16 protein-coding genes and 2 pseudogenes are annotated in these 14,917 nt (G+C 72.0%); 4 read left to right on the top strand and 14 right to left on the bottom strand.

Features of this window, described 5'->3' with window-relative positions:
- The first annotated feature begins 80 nt into the window (after positions 1-80).
- On the top strand, positions 81-503 hold the full coding sequence (locus tag AB0761_RS28210) for a CBS domain-containing protein (RefSeq protein WP_377271949.1): 423 nt from the start codon (positions 81-83) through the stop codon (positions 501-503).
- 36 nt (positions 504-539) lie between these two features.
- On the opposite strand, the gene AB0761_RS28205 is transcribed toward AB0761_RS28210, so the two are convergent.
- The 4 genes and pseudogenes from AB0761_RS28205 to AB0761_RS28190 form a co-directional block, all read right to left on the bottom strand.
- A complete protein-coding gene (locus AB0761_RS28205; RefSeq protein ID WP_377271948.1) occupies positions 540-1,265 on the bottom strand; it encodes a hemerythrin domain-containing protein in 726 nt (241 codons plus the stop codon).
- A 266-nt stretch (positions 1,266-1,531) separates the two neighbouring features.
- A complete protein-coding gene (locus tag AB0761_RS28200) occupies positions 1,532-2,299 on the bottom strand; it encodes an isocitrate lyase/phosphoenolpyruvate mutase family protein (protein WP_377271947.1) in 768 nt (255 codons plus the stop codon).
- Positions 2,300-2,444: 145 nt separating this feature from the next.
- Entirely contained in the window at positions 2,445-3,614 is a 1,170-nt protein-coding gene (locus AB0761_RS28195) for an enolase C-terminal domain-like protein (RefSeq protein ID WP_377271946.1), read from the bottom strand.
- A 173-nt stretch (positions 3,615-3,787) separates the two neighbouring features.
- Positions 3,788-3,901: pseudogene (locus AB0761_RS28190) on the bottom strand (carbohydrate-binding module family 20 domain-containing protein); the annotation flags it as partial.
- Between the two features lie 336 nt (positions 3,902-4,237).
- On the opposite strand from AB0761_RS28190, the gene AB0761_RS28185 reads away from it, so the two are divergent.
- Positions 4,238-4,849, top strand: coding sequence for a UTRA domain-containing protein (locus tag AB0761_RS28185; protein ID WP_377271945.1), 612 nt, complete (start codon positions 4,238-4,240; stop codon positions 4,847-4,849).
- A 596-nt stretch (positions 4,850-5,445) separates the two neighbouring features.
- Here AB0761_RS28185 and AB0761_RS28180 read toward each other — a convergent pair.
- A complete protein-coding gene (locus tag AB0761_RS28180; RefSeq protein ID WP_377271944.1) occupies positions 5,446-5,820 on the bottom strand; it encodes a hypothetical protein in 375 nt (124 codons plus the stop codon).
- Positions 5,821-5,958: 138 nt separating this feature from the next.
- The gene (locus tag AB0761_RS28175) at positions 5,959-7,143 is read right to left on the bottom strand and encodes a helix-turn-helix domain-containing protein (protein ID WP_377271943.1); all 1,185 of its coding nucleotides are present in this window, start codon (positions 7,141-7,143) and stop codon (positions 5,959-5,961) included.
- Between the two features lie 131 nt (positions 7,144-7,274).
- On the opposite strand from AB0761_RS28175, the pseudogene AB0761_RS28170 reads away from it, so the two are divergent.
- Both AB0761_RS28170 and AB0761_RS28165 read left to right on the top strand, forming a co-directional pair.
- Positions 7,275-7,807 (top strand): annotated as a pseudogene (locus AB0761_RS28170) (flavoprotein).
- A gap of 41 nt (positions 7,808-7,848) precedes the next feature.
- Positions 7,849-8,118, top strand: a complete 270-nt coding sequence (locus tag AB0761_RS28165) for a hypothetical protein (protein ID WP_377271942.1) — start codon at positions 7,849-7,851, stop codon at positions 8,116-8,118.
- A gap of 60 nt (positions 8,119-8,178) precedes the next feature.
- On the opposite strand, the gene AB0761_RS28160 is transcribed toward AB0761_RS28165, so the two are convergent.
- Genes AB0761_RS28160 through AB0761_RS28125 form a run of 8 tightly spaced genes read right to left on the bottom strand, consistent with a single transcriptional unit; the run spans position 8,179 to position 13,994 of the window.
- Positions 8,179-8,544, bottom strand: a complete 366-nt coding sequence (locus AB0761_RS28160; RefSeq protein ID WP_377271941.1) for a hypothetical protein — start codon at positions 8,542-8,544, stop codon at positions 8,179-8,181.
- A complete protein-coding gene (locus AB0761_RS28155) occupies positions 8,534-8,947 on the bottom strand; it encodes a hypothetical protein (RefSeq protein WP_377271940.1) in 414 nt (137 codons plus the stop codon). Before AB0761_RS28155 ends, AB0761_RS28160 begins: the two co-directional genes overlap by 11 nt.
- A complete protein-coding gene (locus AB0761_RS28150; protein WP_377271939.1) occupies positions 8,947-9,255 on the bottom strand; it encodes a hypothetical protein in 309 nt (102 codons plus the stop codon). The genes AB0761_RS28155 and AB0761_RS28150 overlap by 1 nt, the downstream gene beginning before the upstream one ends.
- A gap of 45 nt (positions 9,256-9,300) precedes the next feature.
- Positions 9,301-10,101, bottom strand: coding sequence for an N-acetylmuramoyl-L-alanine amidase (locus AB0761_RS28145; protein WP_377271938.1), 801 nt, complete (start codon positions 10,099-10,101; stop codon positions 9,301-9,303).
- A gap of 1 nt (position 10,102) precedes the next feature.
- Positions 10,103-10,942, bottom strand: a complete 840-nt coding sequence (locus AB0761_RS28140) for a hypothetical protein (protein WP_377271936.1) — start codon at positions 10,940-10,942, stop codon at positions 10,103-10,105.
- Positions 10,943-10,963: 21 nt separating this feature from the next.
- Positions 10,964-11,191, bottom strand: coding sequence for a hypothetical protein (locus AB0761_RS28135; RefSeq protein WP_377271935.1), 228 nt, complete (start codon positions 11,189-11,191; stop codon positions 10,964-10,966).
- 13 nt (positions 11,192-11,204) lie between these two features.
- Positions 11,205-11,720 carry a hypothetical protein gene (locus tag AB0761_RS28130; protein ID WP_377271934.1) on the bottom strand — a complete coding sequence of 172 codons (516 nt, stop codon included), beginning with the start codon at positions 11,718-11,720 and terminating at the stop codon, positions 11,205-11,207.
- Between the two features lie 9 nt (positions 11,721-11,729).
- The gene (locus tag AB0761_RS28125) at positions 11,730-13,994 is read right to left on the bottom strand and encodes a hypothetical protein (RefSeq protein WP_377271933.1); all 2,265 of its coding nucleotides are present in this window, start codon (positions 13,992-13,994) and stop codon (positions 11,730-11,732) included.
- Between the last annotated feature and the right edge of the window lie 923 nt (positions 13,995-14,917).

Below are 14,917 nucleotides of genomic sequence, written 5' to 3'. Positions count from 1 at the left end.
TGTGCCTGCTCCTGTGGCCACCGGCCGTCGCGGCGCGCACGATGGAGTCAGGGGCTGTCTGCGAACCGGGAGGCCGGATCATGAGTACAGCCAGAGAGATCATGCACACGGGCGCCCAGTGTGTGAGCGAGCACGAGACGCTGGACACCGCGGCGCGGATGATGCGGGAACTGGGCGTCGGCTCGCTGCCGATCTGCGGGGACGACAACAAGCTCAAAGGGATCGTGACCGACCGCGACATCGTGGTGAAGTGCCTCGCCGAGGGTGAGGACCCCGCGCAGATGACGGCCGGGGAACTGGCGGCGGGGCGCCCGCTGGTGATCCGCGACAGCGCCGACGAGGACCAGGTGCTCAGGGTGATGGAGCAGCACCGGGTGCGCCGGCTTCCGGTGATCGCCGAGGACGACCACCGGCTGGTCGGCATCATCAGCGAGGCGGACCTGGCGCGGCACCTCACCAGGGAGCGGGTCGCGGAGTTCGTGTCGGCCGTCTACACGGACTGACCGACCCCCCGGCAGCGCCGCCGCGCGCCGCCGCTGTCAGACGGTGTGCGGCGGGTCTCCCCACACCTCGTCGCTGACCCTGGCATAGGTGTCACGCCAGTGCGGCCAGTGCCGGACGACCGTGTCGTCGCACTGGTGCAGCAGCTCGTCGGCGATCCGCCGGGGGACCCCCTCCAGCAGCCAGGTCAGGATGTCGGCGGTGCCCGGCCCGGTGTCGCCGCGGATGCAGCGCAGCAGGTCCGGCAGGGTGCCGACGACGGCGTCCGATTCGATCACCTCGCGCATCGCGGGCATCACCTGGGTCTCCTCGATCCGCAGGTGCCCCTGGAGTTCGATGGCGAACCCCTCCACGGCGTGGGCGGCGCTCCAGGTGCCGGTCCGGGTGAGGGCGCCCTCGAGCACGGAGGCGGTGGTGCCGGCCGCGCTCTGCTCCAGGTCGTGGTGGTCGGCTTCCAACCAGTTGGCCAGCAGCCGCAGTTCGGGGGCCCTGCGGCGGAGCGTCGGCCACAGTCTGACGTCCTGGTACTCGTGGTAGCGGACCAGCATGTCCACCAGGAACCGCCAGCGGCGCACCACCGCGTGGCCGCGGTCGTCGTCCCGCGGGCCGAGGGTGCGGATGGCTCCGGGGAGGCGTACCAGATCACGCCGCAGGGCGGCGTGCACCAGGAGCAGTCCGGCGAAGCGGACGCTGCCGACGCTGGTGGAGGTCCCGATCTCGGGGAGGTCCTGGGCGAGGACATGGGGCGCGGACATGCTGCTCATCACTTCCGGATCACCTGGGCGTCGGCGGGGGCCCGGCGGGTCGGGCCCGCCGGGGTGCCAGGGTGCCCGCAGCGAATAAGCAGATGATGTGCATGGAATCAATGCGCATGTCGGAGGCCTGATGACGGCGGCCCGGCGACGGTGAGGGGATGCGGCCGCCGCTGTCCCCCGGCGCCAGGGAGCCGGTGGCCGGGCCGCGTTTCCGGCGCGGCCCGGCCCCTCCGGTGTCCCGCAGCCGGCCCCTCCGGTGTCCCGCAGCGGAGCGCTCAGCCGAGGCCGTGCAGGGCTGCCGCGTCCGCGGCGAGACCCGCGGCGAGTGTGTCGAGCCGGGCGGTGGCCTCGGTCAGCAGTCCGTCACCGAAGGTGATCCGGGCGACGCCCAGCGAGGCCAGCCGGTCCAGGGCGGCCCGGGTCGGCTGGGCGCAGAGCGCATTGACCGGCGCCTCAAGCCGCTTGGCCAGGGCGGCGAGGTCGGCCTCCGGGGCGGCGATGGGATAGACGCAGTCGGCTCCCGCCGCCAGATAGCGCTCGGCCCGGGCCGCCGCCTCGGCGAGGGCCTCCTCCGGGCCGCCGGGGAAGCGGCCGCCCAGATAGACGTCGATCCGGGCGTTGACCACCAGGTCGGGGCCGGCCGCGGCACGCAGTTCGGCCAGCCGGTCGGCATGGGCCCCGGGGTCGGCGAGGGTGCGGCTGCCGGGGTCGGAGTCCTCCAGATTGCATCCGGCCGCCCCGGCGGCCAGCAGGCGTTCGGCGAGTTCTCCGGCAGGGAGACCGTATCCGGCCTCGATGTCCGCGGTGACCGGGACGGCGACGGAGCGGGTGATCCTGGCGACGGCGTCCAGCATCACCTCGACCGGTGTCCCCTGCCCGTCGGCGTGGCCCAGCACCGCAGAGACGGCGGCGCTGGCGGTGGCCAGGGCGGGGAAGCCGGCCGCCTCAAAGGACCGGGCGCTCACCGCGTCCCAGACGTTGGGCAGGACCAGCGGCTGTCCGGTCCGGTGGTGCAGTGCACGCAGGGCGGCGGCTGAAACCATGGGTCGGGCACCTTCCAGAAGGGTCGGGACGTCCTGCGGCTCAGCGTACGCAGCGCGGCGGCGCCCGGTCACGGGACGCATCGCGGCCCGTTCCATGGGCCAATCGGCGCCCGGGACGGGCCCGTTGGGCTCCGGGACGCACCGCTCAGCCCGCCGAGACGCCGACCTCGCAGGGGGTGAAGGGGGCCATGCCCAGGCGGTCGGTGAGACAGCGGCAGAGGCAGCTGCTGAGACATGCCCCCGCGCAACAGCCGCAGCCCGTACGGACCGTCCCGCTCCACACCTCGGCGACGGCCGCCGCCCCGAGGTCCGGCTCACAGCCCAGACCGGGACCGTCCGGCAGGGTGAGGCAGCCGCCGGCCACCGTGGCCGGGCCGGGCAGCGTCCGCCCCCCGCGCGGCGACGGCCCGTCGAAGGCCAGGCCGAGCAGGGAGGCGTCGGCGCGCAGCGCGGTGAGCTGGGCGCTGTGCAGGGTGGCGACGGGACCGGCGGGGTTGTGGAAGGACACCCTGGCGCCGCCGGCCGCGGAGGCCAGCGCCAGCGCGGGGTGCGGCCCGCCGGCGTGGCGTACGTCGGGCAGCACCACATCGAGCAGCCCGGCGACGGCGTAGAGCTGCGCCGGGTCGTAGGCGGACTGGCCGCCGGCCAGCGGGATGTCGGTACGGGTGCGCAGCCGCGCCAGGTCGGCGGGGCGTCCGATGCCCACGCCGTCCTTGAGCCAGGCGATGCCGAGGTCCGCCAGCGGGTCCAGCAGCCGGGAGAGCCCACGCAGGGGGAGCCGCTCGCGGCAGTCGACAAGGATCTGCACGCCGTCGCCGACCGCCTCCCGTACGGCACGGACCCGCTTGAGCCCGACCTCGCCGAGGGGTCCGCCGCCGTGCTGCTCGAAGGGCGCCAGGGACAGCACCCGGTATCCGGCGGCCACGGCGTCGGCCGCCGCCTGGGCGGCGTCGGCGGGGGTGCGGCCGACGGCGGCGGTGCCGAGGTCGGCGAAGAGCTCGACGGGGTCGGGGCGGGTGGTCGCGCCGTACCACTGCCAGAGGGGGACGCCGAGCCGGCGGGCGGCCTGGTCCGCGAGGGCCTGGGCCAGTGCGCCGCGGACGGTCCTGGCGGTGCGGCCCGCGACGGTGGGCCGGTCGCCGGCCCAGGAGGCGAGGCAGCCCAGGACGTCGGCGATCCGCCCGGCGCCGGTGCACTCCCCCCAGCCGACGACACCGTCGGGCCCGGTCAGCCGGAGCAGCAGCCACCCCTGGTGGTCTGCGGCGATGCTGCGGTACAGAGTGGCGCAGTGGCCACCGCCTGCGGTCTCGTCCATGCCCGGTCCTCCCCTGCGACCCCACCGGGCGGACTCCAGCCCGGCGATAAGTCGAACTTGGACTCTCTCAAGGGTTGTCTTACTCGCCGCCCGGACCTTCCAAACCAACGTCCCGCACCCTGGACAGGGTGCGGGACGGGGTCCGCCGCACAGGACTCACGCCTGACGCAGCGTCAGTTCCGCCAGATGTCATTGAGGGTGACGTTTCCGCTGCTGGGGACGGTCGCGGTGCGGTTGGCGCCGGACTCCCAGGTGACGCTGCCGTCGGACTCCTTGCGGATGTACTTGCTCCCCACGGGGTCCGTGATGCTGGTGGATTCTGGCAGGTCATGGGCTTCCACCTGGACACTTTCCTTTGGCTAGCTAACGCTACATGGTAGAAGCTGGCGACAGCTTGCAGCAGCTCTCCCATGTCGTCTCCCACTCTCTCCCACTTGATCATGAAAAAGACCGGAGCCGGGCCACTCGCACTCTTGGGGGGTGCTCGTGAAGGCCCGACTCCGGCCGCTCAGGGATGGTGTCACCCGGCTCCGACAGCCACAGGTTCACCGTGTACGTATCGCCACATTACAGCCAGAGACTGGAGTGATCCAGATCCGACGCACCTCCGTACGCTCCGCGCCATGCGCAACCCGCCCTCCCGCCGCGTCGCCGACGACCTGCGGCGCCGCATCACCGCGGGCGAATGGGCGCCGGGCGAGCGCATCCCCTCCCGCGGCCAGCTCCAGCAGGAGTACGGCGTCGGCCCGGGCGCCGCCCAGCGCGCCGTCGACATCCTCCGCGAGGAGGGCATTGCCGTCGGCCGCCCACGAACGGGCGTGGTGGTGGCGGACCCTGTCCCCGTGCGCACCCTCACCGACCCCGACATCCCCTGGCCATACGGCCGTGGCGAACGCACACTCGACCCCATCGCCGCCTCGCCCGAGCTGGCCATACACTTCGCCATCGACCCCGGCGCACCGGTGCTCCGCGAGCGCATCGACATGCTCGACCCGGACGGCCGGCCGTCCCACGTCGCCGTGCGATGGACCCTCGACGGGACGCGCCGGCCGTGGGCCGAGCAGCGGCGGGAGGTGTCCGGGCGGCCCGCCGCGCGGGATGAGGCGGTGCTGCTGGGGACTGCGGCCGGGGCGCATGTGTTGGTGTGCATGGCCGTGCGGTGGGACCGGGGCGGCAGGGTTGTCGAGGTGGTGGAGTTGGTGCTGCCTGCGGACCGGTGGCGGATCGCTCTGTGAAGTGTGTGGCGCCACACCTTGGATCACTCCAGGACGGTCGAGGGTTCAGGGACGTGGCGTTCGGGGCTGCGGCTGTACTTGGCGACCAGGCGGTCAATCACCGAGCCGAGGTGCCTACCGAAGCAGGCCTGCGGCCGGCCGTCGGCGTGACGGCATCCGGCACACTGCCCGCAGGGCTGGAACCGCGCCGGCGGCTGGCCGGTCACCTCCAGTCCCCCGGGTCGGTGCAGCGGCGGACCGGGGCGTCCGTTGAGCCCGTGCAGGTGTGGCCGTCCCGGGAACCGTCCACGACGGAGGCGCCGCCGCCGCTCCCACTGTCGATGACGCCCACCTCGCGCCCGCGGATCCACTCCCCGCACCCGCGGTGGCAATAACCCCTGGTGGTTGCGCTGGCGCGACCTCTGGCGGTCACCGGGCTCGCTCCACTCGCGGGCATCGCGGCTCGATGTACCGGCAGCCGCCGGCAGAGCACCGGGTGTGCTCGGTGTCGCCACACGCCGCCGACAGCGTCCAGGAGCCATCGAGGGGCCGAGGGTACGCCGCCGAAGGACTGGAGTGTTGCGGCGTCAGGTCGGCGGCCGTCGGGTCGAGGCCGCTCATGCCGCAGGCTCCGCGACGACAGCGGCCAGCAGACCATGCAGCAGCTCAGCATCCACCAGCCGATCAGGATCGTCCGGATCGGGCGGCGCCACCCAATGCGGCCCCGGCGGCTCGATCGTGGTCGGCCCCGGGAGACCGACGAACGCGGCCACGGACAGCACCGTCGCGCCCGGGAAGCCCTCGCACATGACGCTGCCGGTAGGGATCAGGAAGTACAGGCGCGGGTTGCGCCCAAGGGGGTCCCAGACGACCGGGCCGGGCTGGTGGTCGGTCGCCTGGTCCAGGGCCTCCAGGACGGCCAAACCGAGCGGCTGCGGTACGACCACCGCGTCCCAGTGCCGGCCTGCGCCGACCGCGCTGATCGTGCCCACTGGGGGCATCCACACCGGGATGTCCCGGGCGCTTCGCGTTGCCATGCCGCTCTCCTCGGATCTCGCCGACAGTGACAGCGTGATCGCAAGGAGAGAGGCCAACTATCACCGTTCGGTGATAGTCCCGGTGGGCGGGAACTACATGCCCACCCACGCCGCATAGTTGGCGAGGGTGTCCGGTGCCGCCCGTCGGGCCGTCAGCAGCCCAGCCAGGGTGTCCCGCACCGTCGGGCTGTACCGGGTCTGCTGCGGCGCCAGGCGGCGCGCCTCCAGGAGGCTGCGGAACGCGGCGTCGGTACGGCCGGTCCACAGCTGCGCGCGGGCGATCTCCGCCCGGTGATGCGCGGTCCGGGACGCCGGCCAGCCCTCCGGCACGCGGATGGACTTCGCGACCTCCAGGGCCTTCGCGTAGCGGTCCTGGTCCACCAGAGCGGAGGCGTGGTGAACGGCGACGTTGGTCGGGCCGAACGTCATCCAGTAGACCTGGGTCACCTCGCCGGTCGCCTCGGCGATGCGGCGGGCCTCGTCAATGTGGTGGTCGACAGCATCCGAGTCACGGTCGCGAGCAGCGAGGACCGCGGCGCCAAGGTGCAGCTGCCCGGTGACGGCGTCGCGGTGCAGCCCGGGGTCTGCCTGGGCGAGGGTCCGGCGGCCGACCTCGGCGAGGCGCCGGCCAGTGCGGTACTGGCCGGTGCGGAGGTAGGCCAGCGACCGCAGGTGCTGGCGCACCCCGGCGGTGACGGCATCGGAACCGCGCTCTGCGGCCCACGCCATGCGGTCCAGGGCGACGGCGGCCAGGTCGTAGTAGCCGAGCTTGGTGGCGACGTCGTAGGCGGTGCGGTAGGTGCTGGCCAGGGTGATCCACGCTTTGTCGCTGGGCGTGGCGTGCGCGGCCGTGGTGGTCTCCTGGATGAGGCCGGGCAGGTCGGTGGCGGCGCTGCGCAGGTCGGTGGCGCGGACCAGGGCGCACAGCCGGTCGGCGTCCATGACGAGGTCGGGCAGGGGGCGGGCGTGGATGTCCGGGTCGGGGCCGAGGTCGTAGACGTCAAGAGCCTCGCGGATCGGCTGGATGAGGCCGTCGAGGTGGTCCTGCTGGAGTTCCGCGAGGTAGGGCTGCCCGGTCAGGTCGGCGATCGACACGGATAGGGCGCGGGCCAAAGCGGCCAGGACTCCGGGACTGGCCTGCTTGCGGCCTTGCTCGACCTGGAACATCAGGCTGTAGGAGATGTGGGCGCGCTCGGCGAGGCCACGTTGGGTGTAGTGGCGGAGCTTGCGGTACCGGGCGATGCGTGCGCCGGTGCTGTCCGGGTCCGCGACTGGCATAGTGGACTCCGTTCCTGACTCGTCATCTGGAACATACCCCCACACGGCCGTGGGGGAAGGCGATCCGCCCCCGACGCCACCCGGCGCGGGGGCGGTTGCACGCCCGGGGCTGGTGCGGGTTGGCTGGCGCCATGACTGCGACGCGTGTGCTGTACCTGATCGGCTCGGCTGCCCCGCCCGTGTTCCAGCTGCCAGACGTCGTACGGCGGGCACAGGCCAGCGGGTGGGACGTGTGCGTGGGCCTGACGCCGACCGCCGCCCGCTGGCTGGAGAAGGACCTCCCCGCCCTGGAGGAGCTGACCGGGCACCCGGTCCGGTCCCAGTACAAGTTCCCCGGCGAGCCCGACTGTGGCCCCCGGCCGACGCGGCACTGGTCGCGCCGGCCACCTTCAACACCCTGAACCAGTGGGCGCTCGGGATCACGAACCACTTCGTCGTCGGGTTCGTCGTGGAGGCGATCGGCAAGGGCATCCCGCTGGTGACGATGCCGTGCGTGAACTCGGCGTTCCTCGCGCACCCGCAGTTCGACCGGAGTGTCGAGACGCTGCGCGGGGCGGGGGTGCGGGTGCTGCTGGGCGAGGGCGGGTTCGTGCCGAACGTCCCGGGACAAGGGCGTCCGGACGGGTACCCGTGGGATGCGGCGCTGGGCGCCCTGCCGTCGTAGAGGGGCCCGCCGGTGTCAGTGGTCGACCGTAGAATTTGAGGGTGCCGAAACCTCTGGACCTTCCCCCTGACCTGCTGGAACTGCAGCAGGCCGTCAACCGTGCCAATGATGCGCTGCGCGAGTGCGCGCGGGGCGACGGTGAATGGACGGACGAACGCCTCGAGGAACTCGCCAGCCTGCGCCGGGCGTTCACCGATGCGGCTGACGCGGTGTACCAGCACCCGGTGACCCGCCAGTCGGTGGCCGAGGGCTGCTATCACCAGACGCATCAGGCTCTGATCGATGCGGCCCGGGAGCCGGCTGCGGTCTGAGCCTGGGACACAGCGCCGCCCCGCCACACCAGCAATGGTGGGCGGGGCGGCGCTGGTGCGTCAGCTCCCTCGGACCAGCGGCGCGTCCTCCGGCTCCGGCTCCGGGACCGTCGCCCCGGTCGACCGCAGGGCCGTCTCCAGGATCGCGGCCCACCGGCGCAGTGCCTGGATCGTGCGGTCCTGCAGCCGGGCGTGCTCCTCGTGCTCGGCCTGCCGGGTCTTGAGCGCCTGGATCTCCCGGGATTGCGATGCGACGACCTCCGCGACCGCCGCGATCGTCGTCAGGTCCCGGGCCTCCACCGGCCGTCCCGGGACCGGCGGCGGGGCGGGCTCCGGGTGAGGTCTGGAGACCACGGCGACCAGCACGGACCCGGCGACGCCCACCACCGCGATGATGACGCCCAGCACCGTCTGATCACCTTGCATGCCGCTCCCCCTTCGTCGAGGCTGCCACGATCAGCAGCAGCCCCACTGGTACCAGCAGCAGCGGCACGGATGCCCACGCCTGCCGGTAGTGTCCGGTCGCGCCGGCGGCCCCGTAGGCCAAGGCCCACACCAGCGGCGGCGCTGCGGCTGCGGCGAATCCCCACACGTCCCGCCCGGGGAGCCGTACGGCCGCGATGGTGGCGAGGATCCCGCAGGTCATCCAGATCCATCCCCAGGCCTGGAGGCTGACCACCGCGGTGATGACGGCCGCTGCTCGGGACACGCCGTCCCTGGGTGTGGTGATGAGGCCGATGCCGTAGACGACCCAGGGGATGCCGCAGGTAAGGAGTCCCGCGCCGCGCCAGCCCAGCCGGGCGCGCAGCCGGGCTGCCGCGGCGACCATCAGGCGGCCTTGGCGACGTCGGAGCGGGTGAGGGAGGTGGCCCGCTCCAGGCGCGGCGCCAGCGTGGAGGGCTTGAAGAAGCCGTGGTAGGCGGTGATCGCGGCGACGAACGCGGTGAGGATGGAGGTCACCACGTCCTTCCCGGCGAAGTCGCCGGCGAAGTACGCCGTGCCGAGGCCGATGAGGACCGATGCGACTGCGGTGATGGCGGCCTTGGCCGGTGCGGACCAGGTGGGCTGGTTGATGACGGCGATGACCAGGGGCGCGATGGCGCCGACGATCAGGGCCCACATCTGTGCGTTGTCCATGGTGTGTCCTTCCTTGGAGCGTCCGGGCCCGGGGTGGGCCGGAGGTCAGGCGGCGACGGTGAAGCCGTGGCGCTGTCCGAGCCACGAGAGGGTGGACCGGCCGGGGATGCCGTCGGCGTCGCTGCCGGTGAAGCCGCGGCGGCGCTGGAGTGCGGCGTAGGCGGTCTTGGTCTTGGTGCCGAAGCTGCCGTCGACCCACTGCGCGGCGAGCAGGCCCTCGGCCCGCAGCGCCCGCTCGACGACCAGGACCTCCGTCCGGTGGGTGGTCGCGCCCTGGGCGGCGGTCGGGTCGCGGCGTGCGGCGTCGATGACGTGGGCGAGGCTGACCGTGGTGGTGCTGGCGGCCTGCTGGCCGAGGATCTCCGCGGCCCGATCCAGGATCGTCTGCCGCTGCGCCTTGCGGATGCCGCCCGGGCAGCCGGTGTGACCGCCCCACGCCGAGCCGCCGACGCCGTGGTACGTGAATCCATGCTCGGTGGTGGAATCGACCACCTTCAGCGGCCAGCCGAACTCCGCGTGGCCCCAGGCGTAGATGTGCGCCACAGACTCGACCTGCTCCAGGGTGAGCGGAGTGTCCGGGTGCCCCTCGGTTTCCACCGAGGCGTAGAAGGGGTTGCCGGCGGCCTGCGCCCAGGCGTAGTCGACGCCGGTGTCGCAGTACTGCTCGATGTGGCCATCGAGGCGCACCCAGAAGTCGCTGCTGGCCTGCGAGCTGGGGGTGTTGAACCAGCCGTACGGGCTGTTGGTGTCGTCCTGGACGTGCAGGCACAGGCCGCGGCGTTCCTTGACGCCGTTGGCGTGGACGTTGACGACGGGGCGGTACAGCGCCCCGGGCATGCGGGCCATCTCAGAGTCCTTCCTTGGCGAGCCACGCACGGGCGGCGGTGGCGAGGGCCTTGTCGACGTCGTCCGGCGACGGCGTCGGGGTGGGCACCGGGGTAGGGGTCGGCTGCGGCGCCGGGGCGGTCACCGGCACAAACAGGGTCACGTCGCCCTGCTCGGACAGGAGCCGGCCGAAGTCGTCGAAGGAGAAGGAGAAGCAGCCCGAGGCGCCCCATCCCTCGCCCCAGGAGTTGCGGGCCAGTACCCGGCGGCCGTCGGCGTCGAGGCCGTAGAGGAGGAACTCGTGGCCGCCGCGCACCGATCCGCTGATGCTGACGCGGCCCTGGGCGTCCGGGCTGTCGAAGCCCTCGTACCAGTTGACGCCCACGATCAGCGGGGAGGCGGTGAGGGCCTTCAGCGCGGAGTCCAGCGAGAACGCGTGCTGGTAGCCGGAGATGAGCCCGGCGGCCTGCGCTGCCTTCGCGACCGCCAGCCCCGTCGACCCGGTGTCGGTCGGCGGGTACTGGCCGCGCACCGAGTCCAGCTTCGTGGCGGCGGAGTACAGGGCCACCGCCTGCCGCTCATCCGCCGCCGCGTCGCCGGTCGGCCGCGCGGCCACCGATGCGGGGATGGCGCCGTACAGCGGGTCGCACCCGGCCAGGGCCTCGGCGGCGTTGCCGGTGCACGAGCCCAGGCTGCCCTGGTCCAGCACCGGGATCCGCACCGTGTGCACCGCCGAGGTGTACGTGCCGGGCAGCAGGTCCTCGGACAGGGCGTACACCCGGGAGCGGGGGTCGTGCTCGACGTGCCGGCCGAGGCGGCCGCCGTCGTGGCTGGGGTGTTCGTCGATGAAGTGGGTGCGCACAGGGCCCTCCTGGGGCGGGGGTTAGAGGTCGGTCTGGACCGGGTTGGTGGCGTAGGCGGTGACCCGGATGGCCGGGTCGGCGCCGAGCAGTGCCTTGATGGCGTCCACCACGTCGGTCCGGATGGTGTCGTTGAGCGGGCCGCTGCTGCCGTCCTCGATGAACAGCGTCACGGTGTTCGCGCCGTTGCCCACGGTGTTTTCGCCGCGCACGCGGTAGTAGGGCTGCTGGTCGTCGGAATAGAGGGCCATGTGCGTCTCCTTGTCAGCCGAGGCGTTGCAGGCCGATGTGGGATCCGGCGAGCATGCTGGTGGCGGTCGCTGAGCTGGTGAATTGCGCCCACTGCAACGTGAGGAAGCCAGCTGTGCCAGCGGTGATGAGCAGGCCGCGGATCATCGCGGTCATGCCGCGGGTGTTGGCGATGGTGCCCAGTGAGTAGGCGTTGCTGGTCAGATCCTGGGCGTCGGTGACGACGGTGCCGATGCCGGTGCTGGCGGTGAGGCCCTGACCGGTCGCGACCCAGGTGAGGGACGCACTGGCCGGTGCGGCCCAGCCCATGCGCAGGTCATCGTTGGTGCTGCCGCCGTTGTAGACCAGCAGCCCCTCGAGCGAGTAGATGGCGTTGGCTTCGACCGCCAACGTCAAATCGGGGTCGTTGGCGATCGTGGTCGTCGAGGTGCGGGGGGTTGACGTGGTCTTGTACGCCAGCTGCTCCTGCGAGGCGATGAGCTTCGCGGCGGTGATGCGCTGCCCGGCGAGCCAGGCGGGATAGGTGCTCACACGGGCCTCCTAGAGTGCGGCGATGGCGGGGTAGGCGAGGCGGATGTCAGCCCCGCCGCTCTGCGCCTTGACGACGCCATTGGTGGAGCGGGTGACCGTGAAGGTCTGCGGGTTGAGGACCTCGAACGCATCGAAGAAGAAGGTCACAGGCAGCGTGTTGGTCGACGATGCGCCGACCATTGACCAGACGAGCAGCGACCCGGCGCTGGTGAGGGAGGTGTCTGTGGCGGAGATCTGCCATTCCGGCTCCGGGGTCCCGTCTGGCCATGATTTGGCTTGCAGCGTCGATCCGATGGCCTGGAAGCGCAGCCAGTAGGTGGTGCCGGCGGCGAACAGCCCGCTGAGCACGACGAACGTCAGCTCGGTCTCGGTGGCGGCGACACGTTTGCGGATCCCCAGCGTCATCTTGTTGGTGCTCGGCGCCAGCTGGAGTCGCGTGAAGTAGTTGTTGTTGACGTCGGCGTACCGGGCTCCGAGGTAGATGTAGTTGGAGTCCGTGGCGGGGAGCGCCGATGCCGCGAAGTTGACCTCGACGTCGATGTCGGCTGATGGTGCGGGGCATGTCGACTGGCGGCGCAGGCCTGCGGTCGTGTTCAGCTGCCTGCCGGCGTTGCTGGTGACGTTGAAGTCGGACGCTGCGTTGCCGGTGGTCGTCCAGGCCTGGCCGGTGGTGGTGCTGCCCCAGCCGTTGGAGACGCTTCGGGTGAACGTGTCGATCACCGATGAGGCGATGGCAGTGGCGGTGACGACCTCACCCGCTACCCGCAGGGGAATCGGCATCTCCGCTGGGTCGGTCGTCCAGAACGGTCCGGTGGTGGTGGACACGGTCAGGCTGGTGGCCCCGGAGGACGCCGCGGCGACCAGCTGGCTGCCCTCGGTGTCTGCCCGCCCATATGTGGCGTCGTCCAGCGTGGCGACGTTCCACGGCCCGGCCGGCCCGCAGTTGTACCGCAGCTGCCACGTGTACTGGGCGAGGGTCTCGGTGTAGCCCAGCGTCAGCAGCTCGACCAAGTCCGGCGGCAGCCACACAGGAGTGTTGTCGATCGTCGTGCGGTCCTGGATGTCCACCTGCGTCGCGGTGTCGATCAGGTGCGGGCCGGCCGCCAGGTCCACCGTCACCTGCGGGTAGCGGGTGCCGTCCCAGGTCCCCAGTACCAGGCGCCAGGCGGCGTGCTGGGCAGGCTGGTCGTCGCTGTAGAGGTTGAGCGTGACGCTGCTGTCGTACCTCCCCACGCCGTTCGGCGGGGCCTGGGTGGACAGAGGCCCGGTGTCCAGCGTCGCCCGGGCGACCGCGCCCTGATCGCGGGTCACGGTGATGTCGTTGCGGGTCTGCTGGTCGTCGTCGGTCGGGGTGAGCGGCGGGGCAACCTCCCCGTCGGCGGTGTAGTCCAGCGCCAGCGTCGCGGCCTGGCTGTAGTCGACGTCCCGGCAGCGGAACGCCAAGCCGACAGCCTCCCGCTGCTCGTAGAGGGTGCCCCCGATGTCGGCCGCCTGCTGGAGCAGGTTGAGGAGGGTGTCGATGCGCTGCGGGCCCATGAGGTCGGCACCGGTGCCGTACGCCGTCAGAGCGACGCTCTCCTCGGCACACAGCCGGGCGACGCGGGAGCGGACGGTCTCCCCTGTCCACGCGACGAGGGCGCCGGAGGTGTTGCCGTAGGCGGTGGTGTCATCCGCGATGGCGATGTGCCCCAGGGTGGTGGTGCCGAGGCCGCCGTCCTCGCCCACCGCGACGGCAGTGACCCGCTGGACTGTGTGGGCGGTGAGCGTGCCGCTGAACGGGACCAGGGGCAGGTTGGCGAGGACCGTCTTGCCAGTGACGTCGATCACGACGACGCGCCAGTTGACGTCTGCCCCGGACTGGGTGAGCTCCAGGCCGAGTGAGCACTGGGAGCCGTTGGTGATCGTGACGTAGGTCTGGTAGCCCGTGTCGAGGACCTGGGTGCCGTCGGCCTCGAAGGCGCGAAGCGCGATCTGCGCGCTGGCGTTCACAAGGAGGGTCCAGGTGCGGGCGGTCCCGGTGCACTTCAGCGAGATCAGCCGCGTCGGTCCGGACACGCCGCCTGCGGGCAGCTGCACGAAGAACCTGAGCGCGGTCTGGCCGGTGATCGCATAGGTGGGCAACGGGCCGGCCAAGGTGCCCGCCCCCATGGTCGGCAGCGGCGCCGATGGCGTCCACGACGACGCGGCGGCCGGGGCGACGCCCGGCATGGTGATCTGGAGGGGGCGGGCGCCCGGGATGGTGGAGCCGAGCGTTGTGGCGTCCGTCCATACCATCCTCCATCGGCCAGTACGCGATGATGTGCGTCCTGGCGGGGTTGGTGAACTCCCTACGCATCGGCGACTGCAACGGACTGGCGCCTTGGGACAGACGCCGGAGGATCCCCGCGGCCTGGACCTGCACCCACACGTCCTGGCCGCCGGTGGTCCACTGCGCCGGCCACTCGCTGACCTCGCCGACGAACCGGTAGCGCTTGTCCGTGATCGCCCCGCCGCCGCCCATTGACCAGGTGCGTCCGGCCGAGTCGGCGAAGCTGCTGGTACCGACCGTCTGCGCGGCGAAGTTCGGCGCTGCGACGACCGTCCCCGCGATGCCATTGCGGACCTCAGCGGCCCAGACGCCGCCAATCGGCGGGATGCGGAGCGGACTGGTGGTGGTGTCCGTGCCGCCGACCCGGAGGACCGCGGTGCCGGAGAAGACGTTGGTAGTGCCCGCTGCCACGACGGGGCTGCCGATCTGGGTCCAGGGCCCGGCCAGTGTCGGAGCCCAGTAGAAGACGGCGGTGGTGCCGCCTGCGCCGTTGTTGACGTCCAGGGTGCCGCGGACGGCTGCGTGTCGGGGCAGGCCGAGCGGCAAATCGATCACGATGAACTGGCTGTCTGAGCCGGTGGTCGACCAGTTGATGCTGAGCTGGCCCTGGTAGAGCCGCAGGCCGTAGGAGCGCTGGTTGCCCGCACCGTCCCACTTGGCGAGCAGGAACTGGTTGTGGGTGGAGTCGTACCAGCCGAGCTCTGCTTCGACCCGGAGGTCGAGGTCACCCGTGATGTCCAGCGTCGCCGTGTCGGGGGTGGAGGCGTAGTTGGCGGGGTCGCCGTTGAGGAGGAGCCGCGGGGTACCGCCGCGCGCGGAGACCCGGATGGGGGTGTTGCGTCCGATCTGGCCGTAGTACGGGCCCATCGGGTTCTTCGGTGTGAACCGG

Origin of the sequence: Peterkaempfera podocarpi, from assembly GCF_042466665.1 — a bacterium.
In the GTDB taxonomy this organism is placed as follows: Bacteria; Actinomycetota; Actinomycetes; order Streptomycetales; family Streptomycetaceae; genus Peterkaempfera; species Peterkaempfera podocarpi.
This window is presented reverse-complemented; position numbering and strand designations above follow the sequence as displayed.

Coding starts and splice junctions, on each gene's coding strand:
- AB0761_RS28210 (WP_377271949.1), top strand. CDS start 81: ATGAGTACAGCCAGAGAGATCATGCACACGGGCGCCCAGTGTGTGAGC.
- AB0761_RS28205 (WP_377271948.1), bottom strand. CDS start 1,265: ATGAGCAGCATGTCCGCGCCCCATGTCCTCGCCCAGGACCTCCCCGAG.
- AB0761_RS28200 (WP_377271947.1), bottom strand. CDS start 2,299: ATGGTTTCAGCCGCCGCCCTGCGTGCACTGCACCACCGGACCGGACAG.
- AB0761_RS28195 (WP_377271946.1), bottom strand. CDS start 3,614: ATGGACGAGACCGCAGGCGGTGGCCACTGCGCCACTCTGTACCGCAGC.
- AB0761_RS28185 (WP_377271945.1), top strand. CDS start 4,238: ATGCGCAACCCGCCCTCCCGCCGCGTCGCCGACGACCTGCGGCGCCGC.
- AB0761_RS28175 (WP_377271943.1), bottom strand. CDS start 7,143: ATGCCAGTCGCGGACCCGGACAGCACCGGCGCACGCATCGCCCGGTAC.
- AB0761_RS28160 (WP_377271941.1), bottom strand. CDS start 8,544: ATGCAAGGTGATCAGACGGTGCTGGGCGTCATCATCGCGGTGGTGGGC.
- AB0761_RS28155 (WP_377271940.1), bottom strand. CDS start 8,947: ATGGTCGCCGCGGCAGCCCGGCTGCGCGCCCGGCTGGGCTGGCGCGGC.
- AB0761_RS28150 (WP_377271939.1), bottom strand. CDS start 9,255: ATGGACAACGCACAGATGTGGGCCCTGATCGTCGGCGCCATCGCGCCC.
- AB0761_RS28145 (WP_377271938.1), bottom strand. CDS start 10,101: ATGGCCCGCATGCCCGGGGCGCTGTACCGCCCCGTCGTCAACGTCCAC.
- AB0761_RS28135 (WP_377271935.1), bottom strand. CDS start 11,191: ATGGCCCTCTATTCCGACGACCAGCAGCCCTACTACCGCGTGCGCGGC.
- AB0761_RS28125 (WP_377271933.1), bottom strand. CDS start 13,994: ATGGTATGGACGGACGCCACAACGCTCGGCTCCACCATCCCGGGCGCC.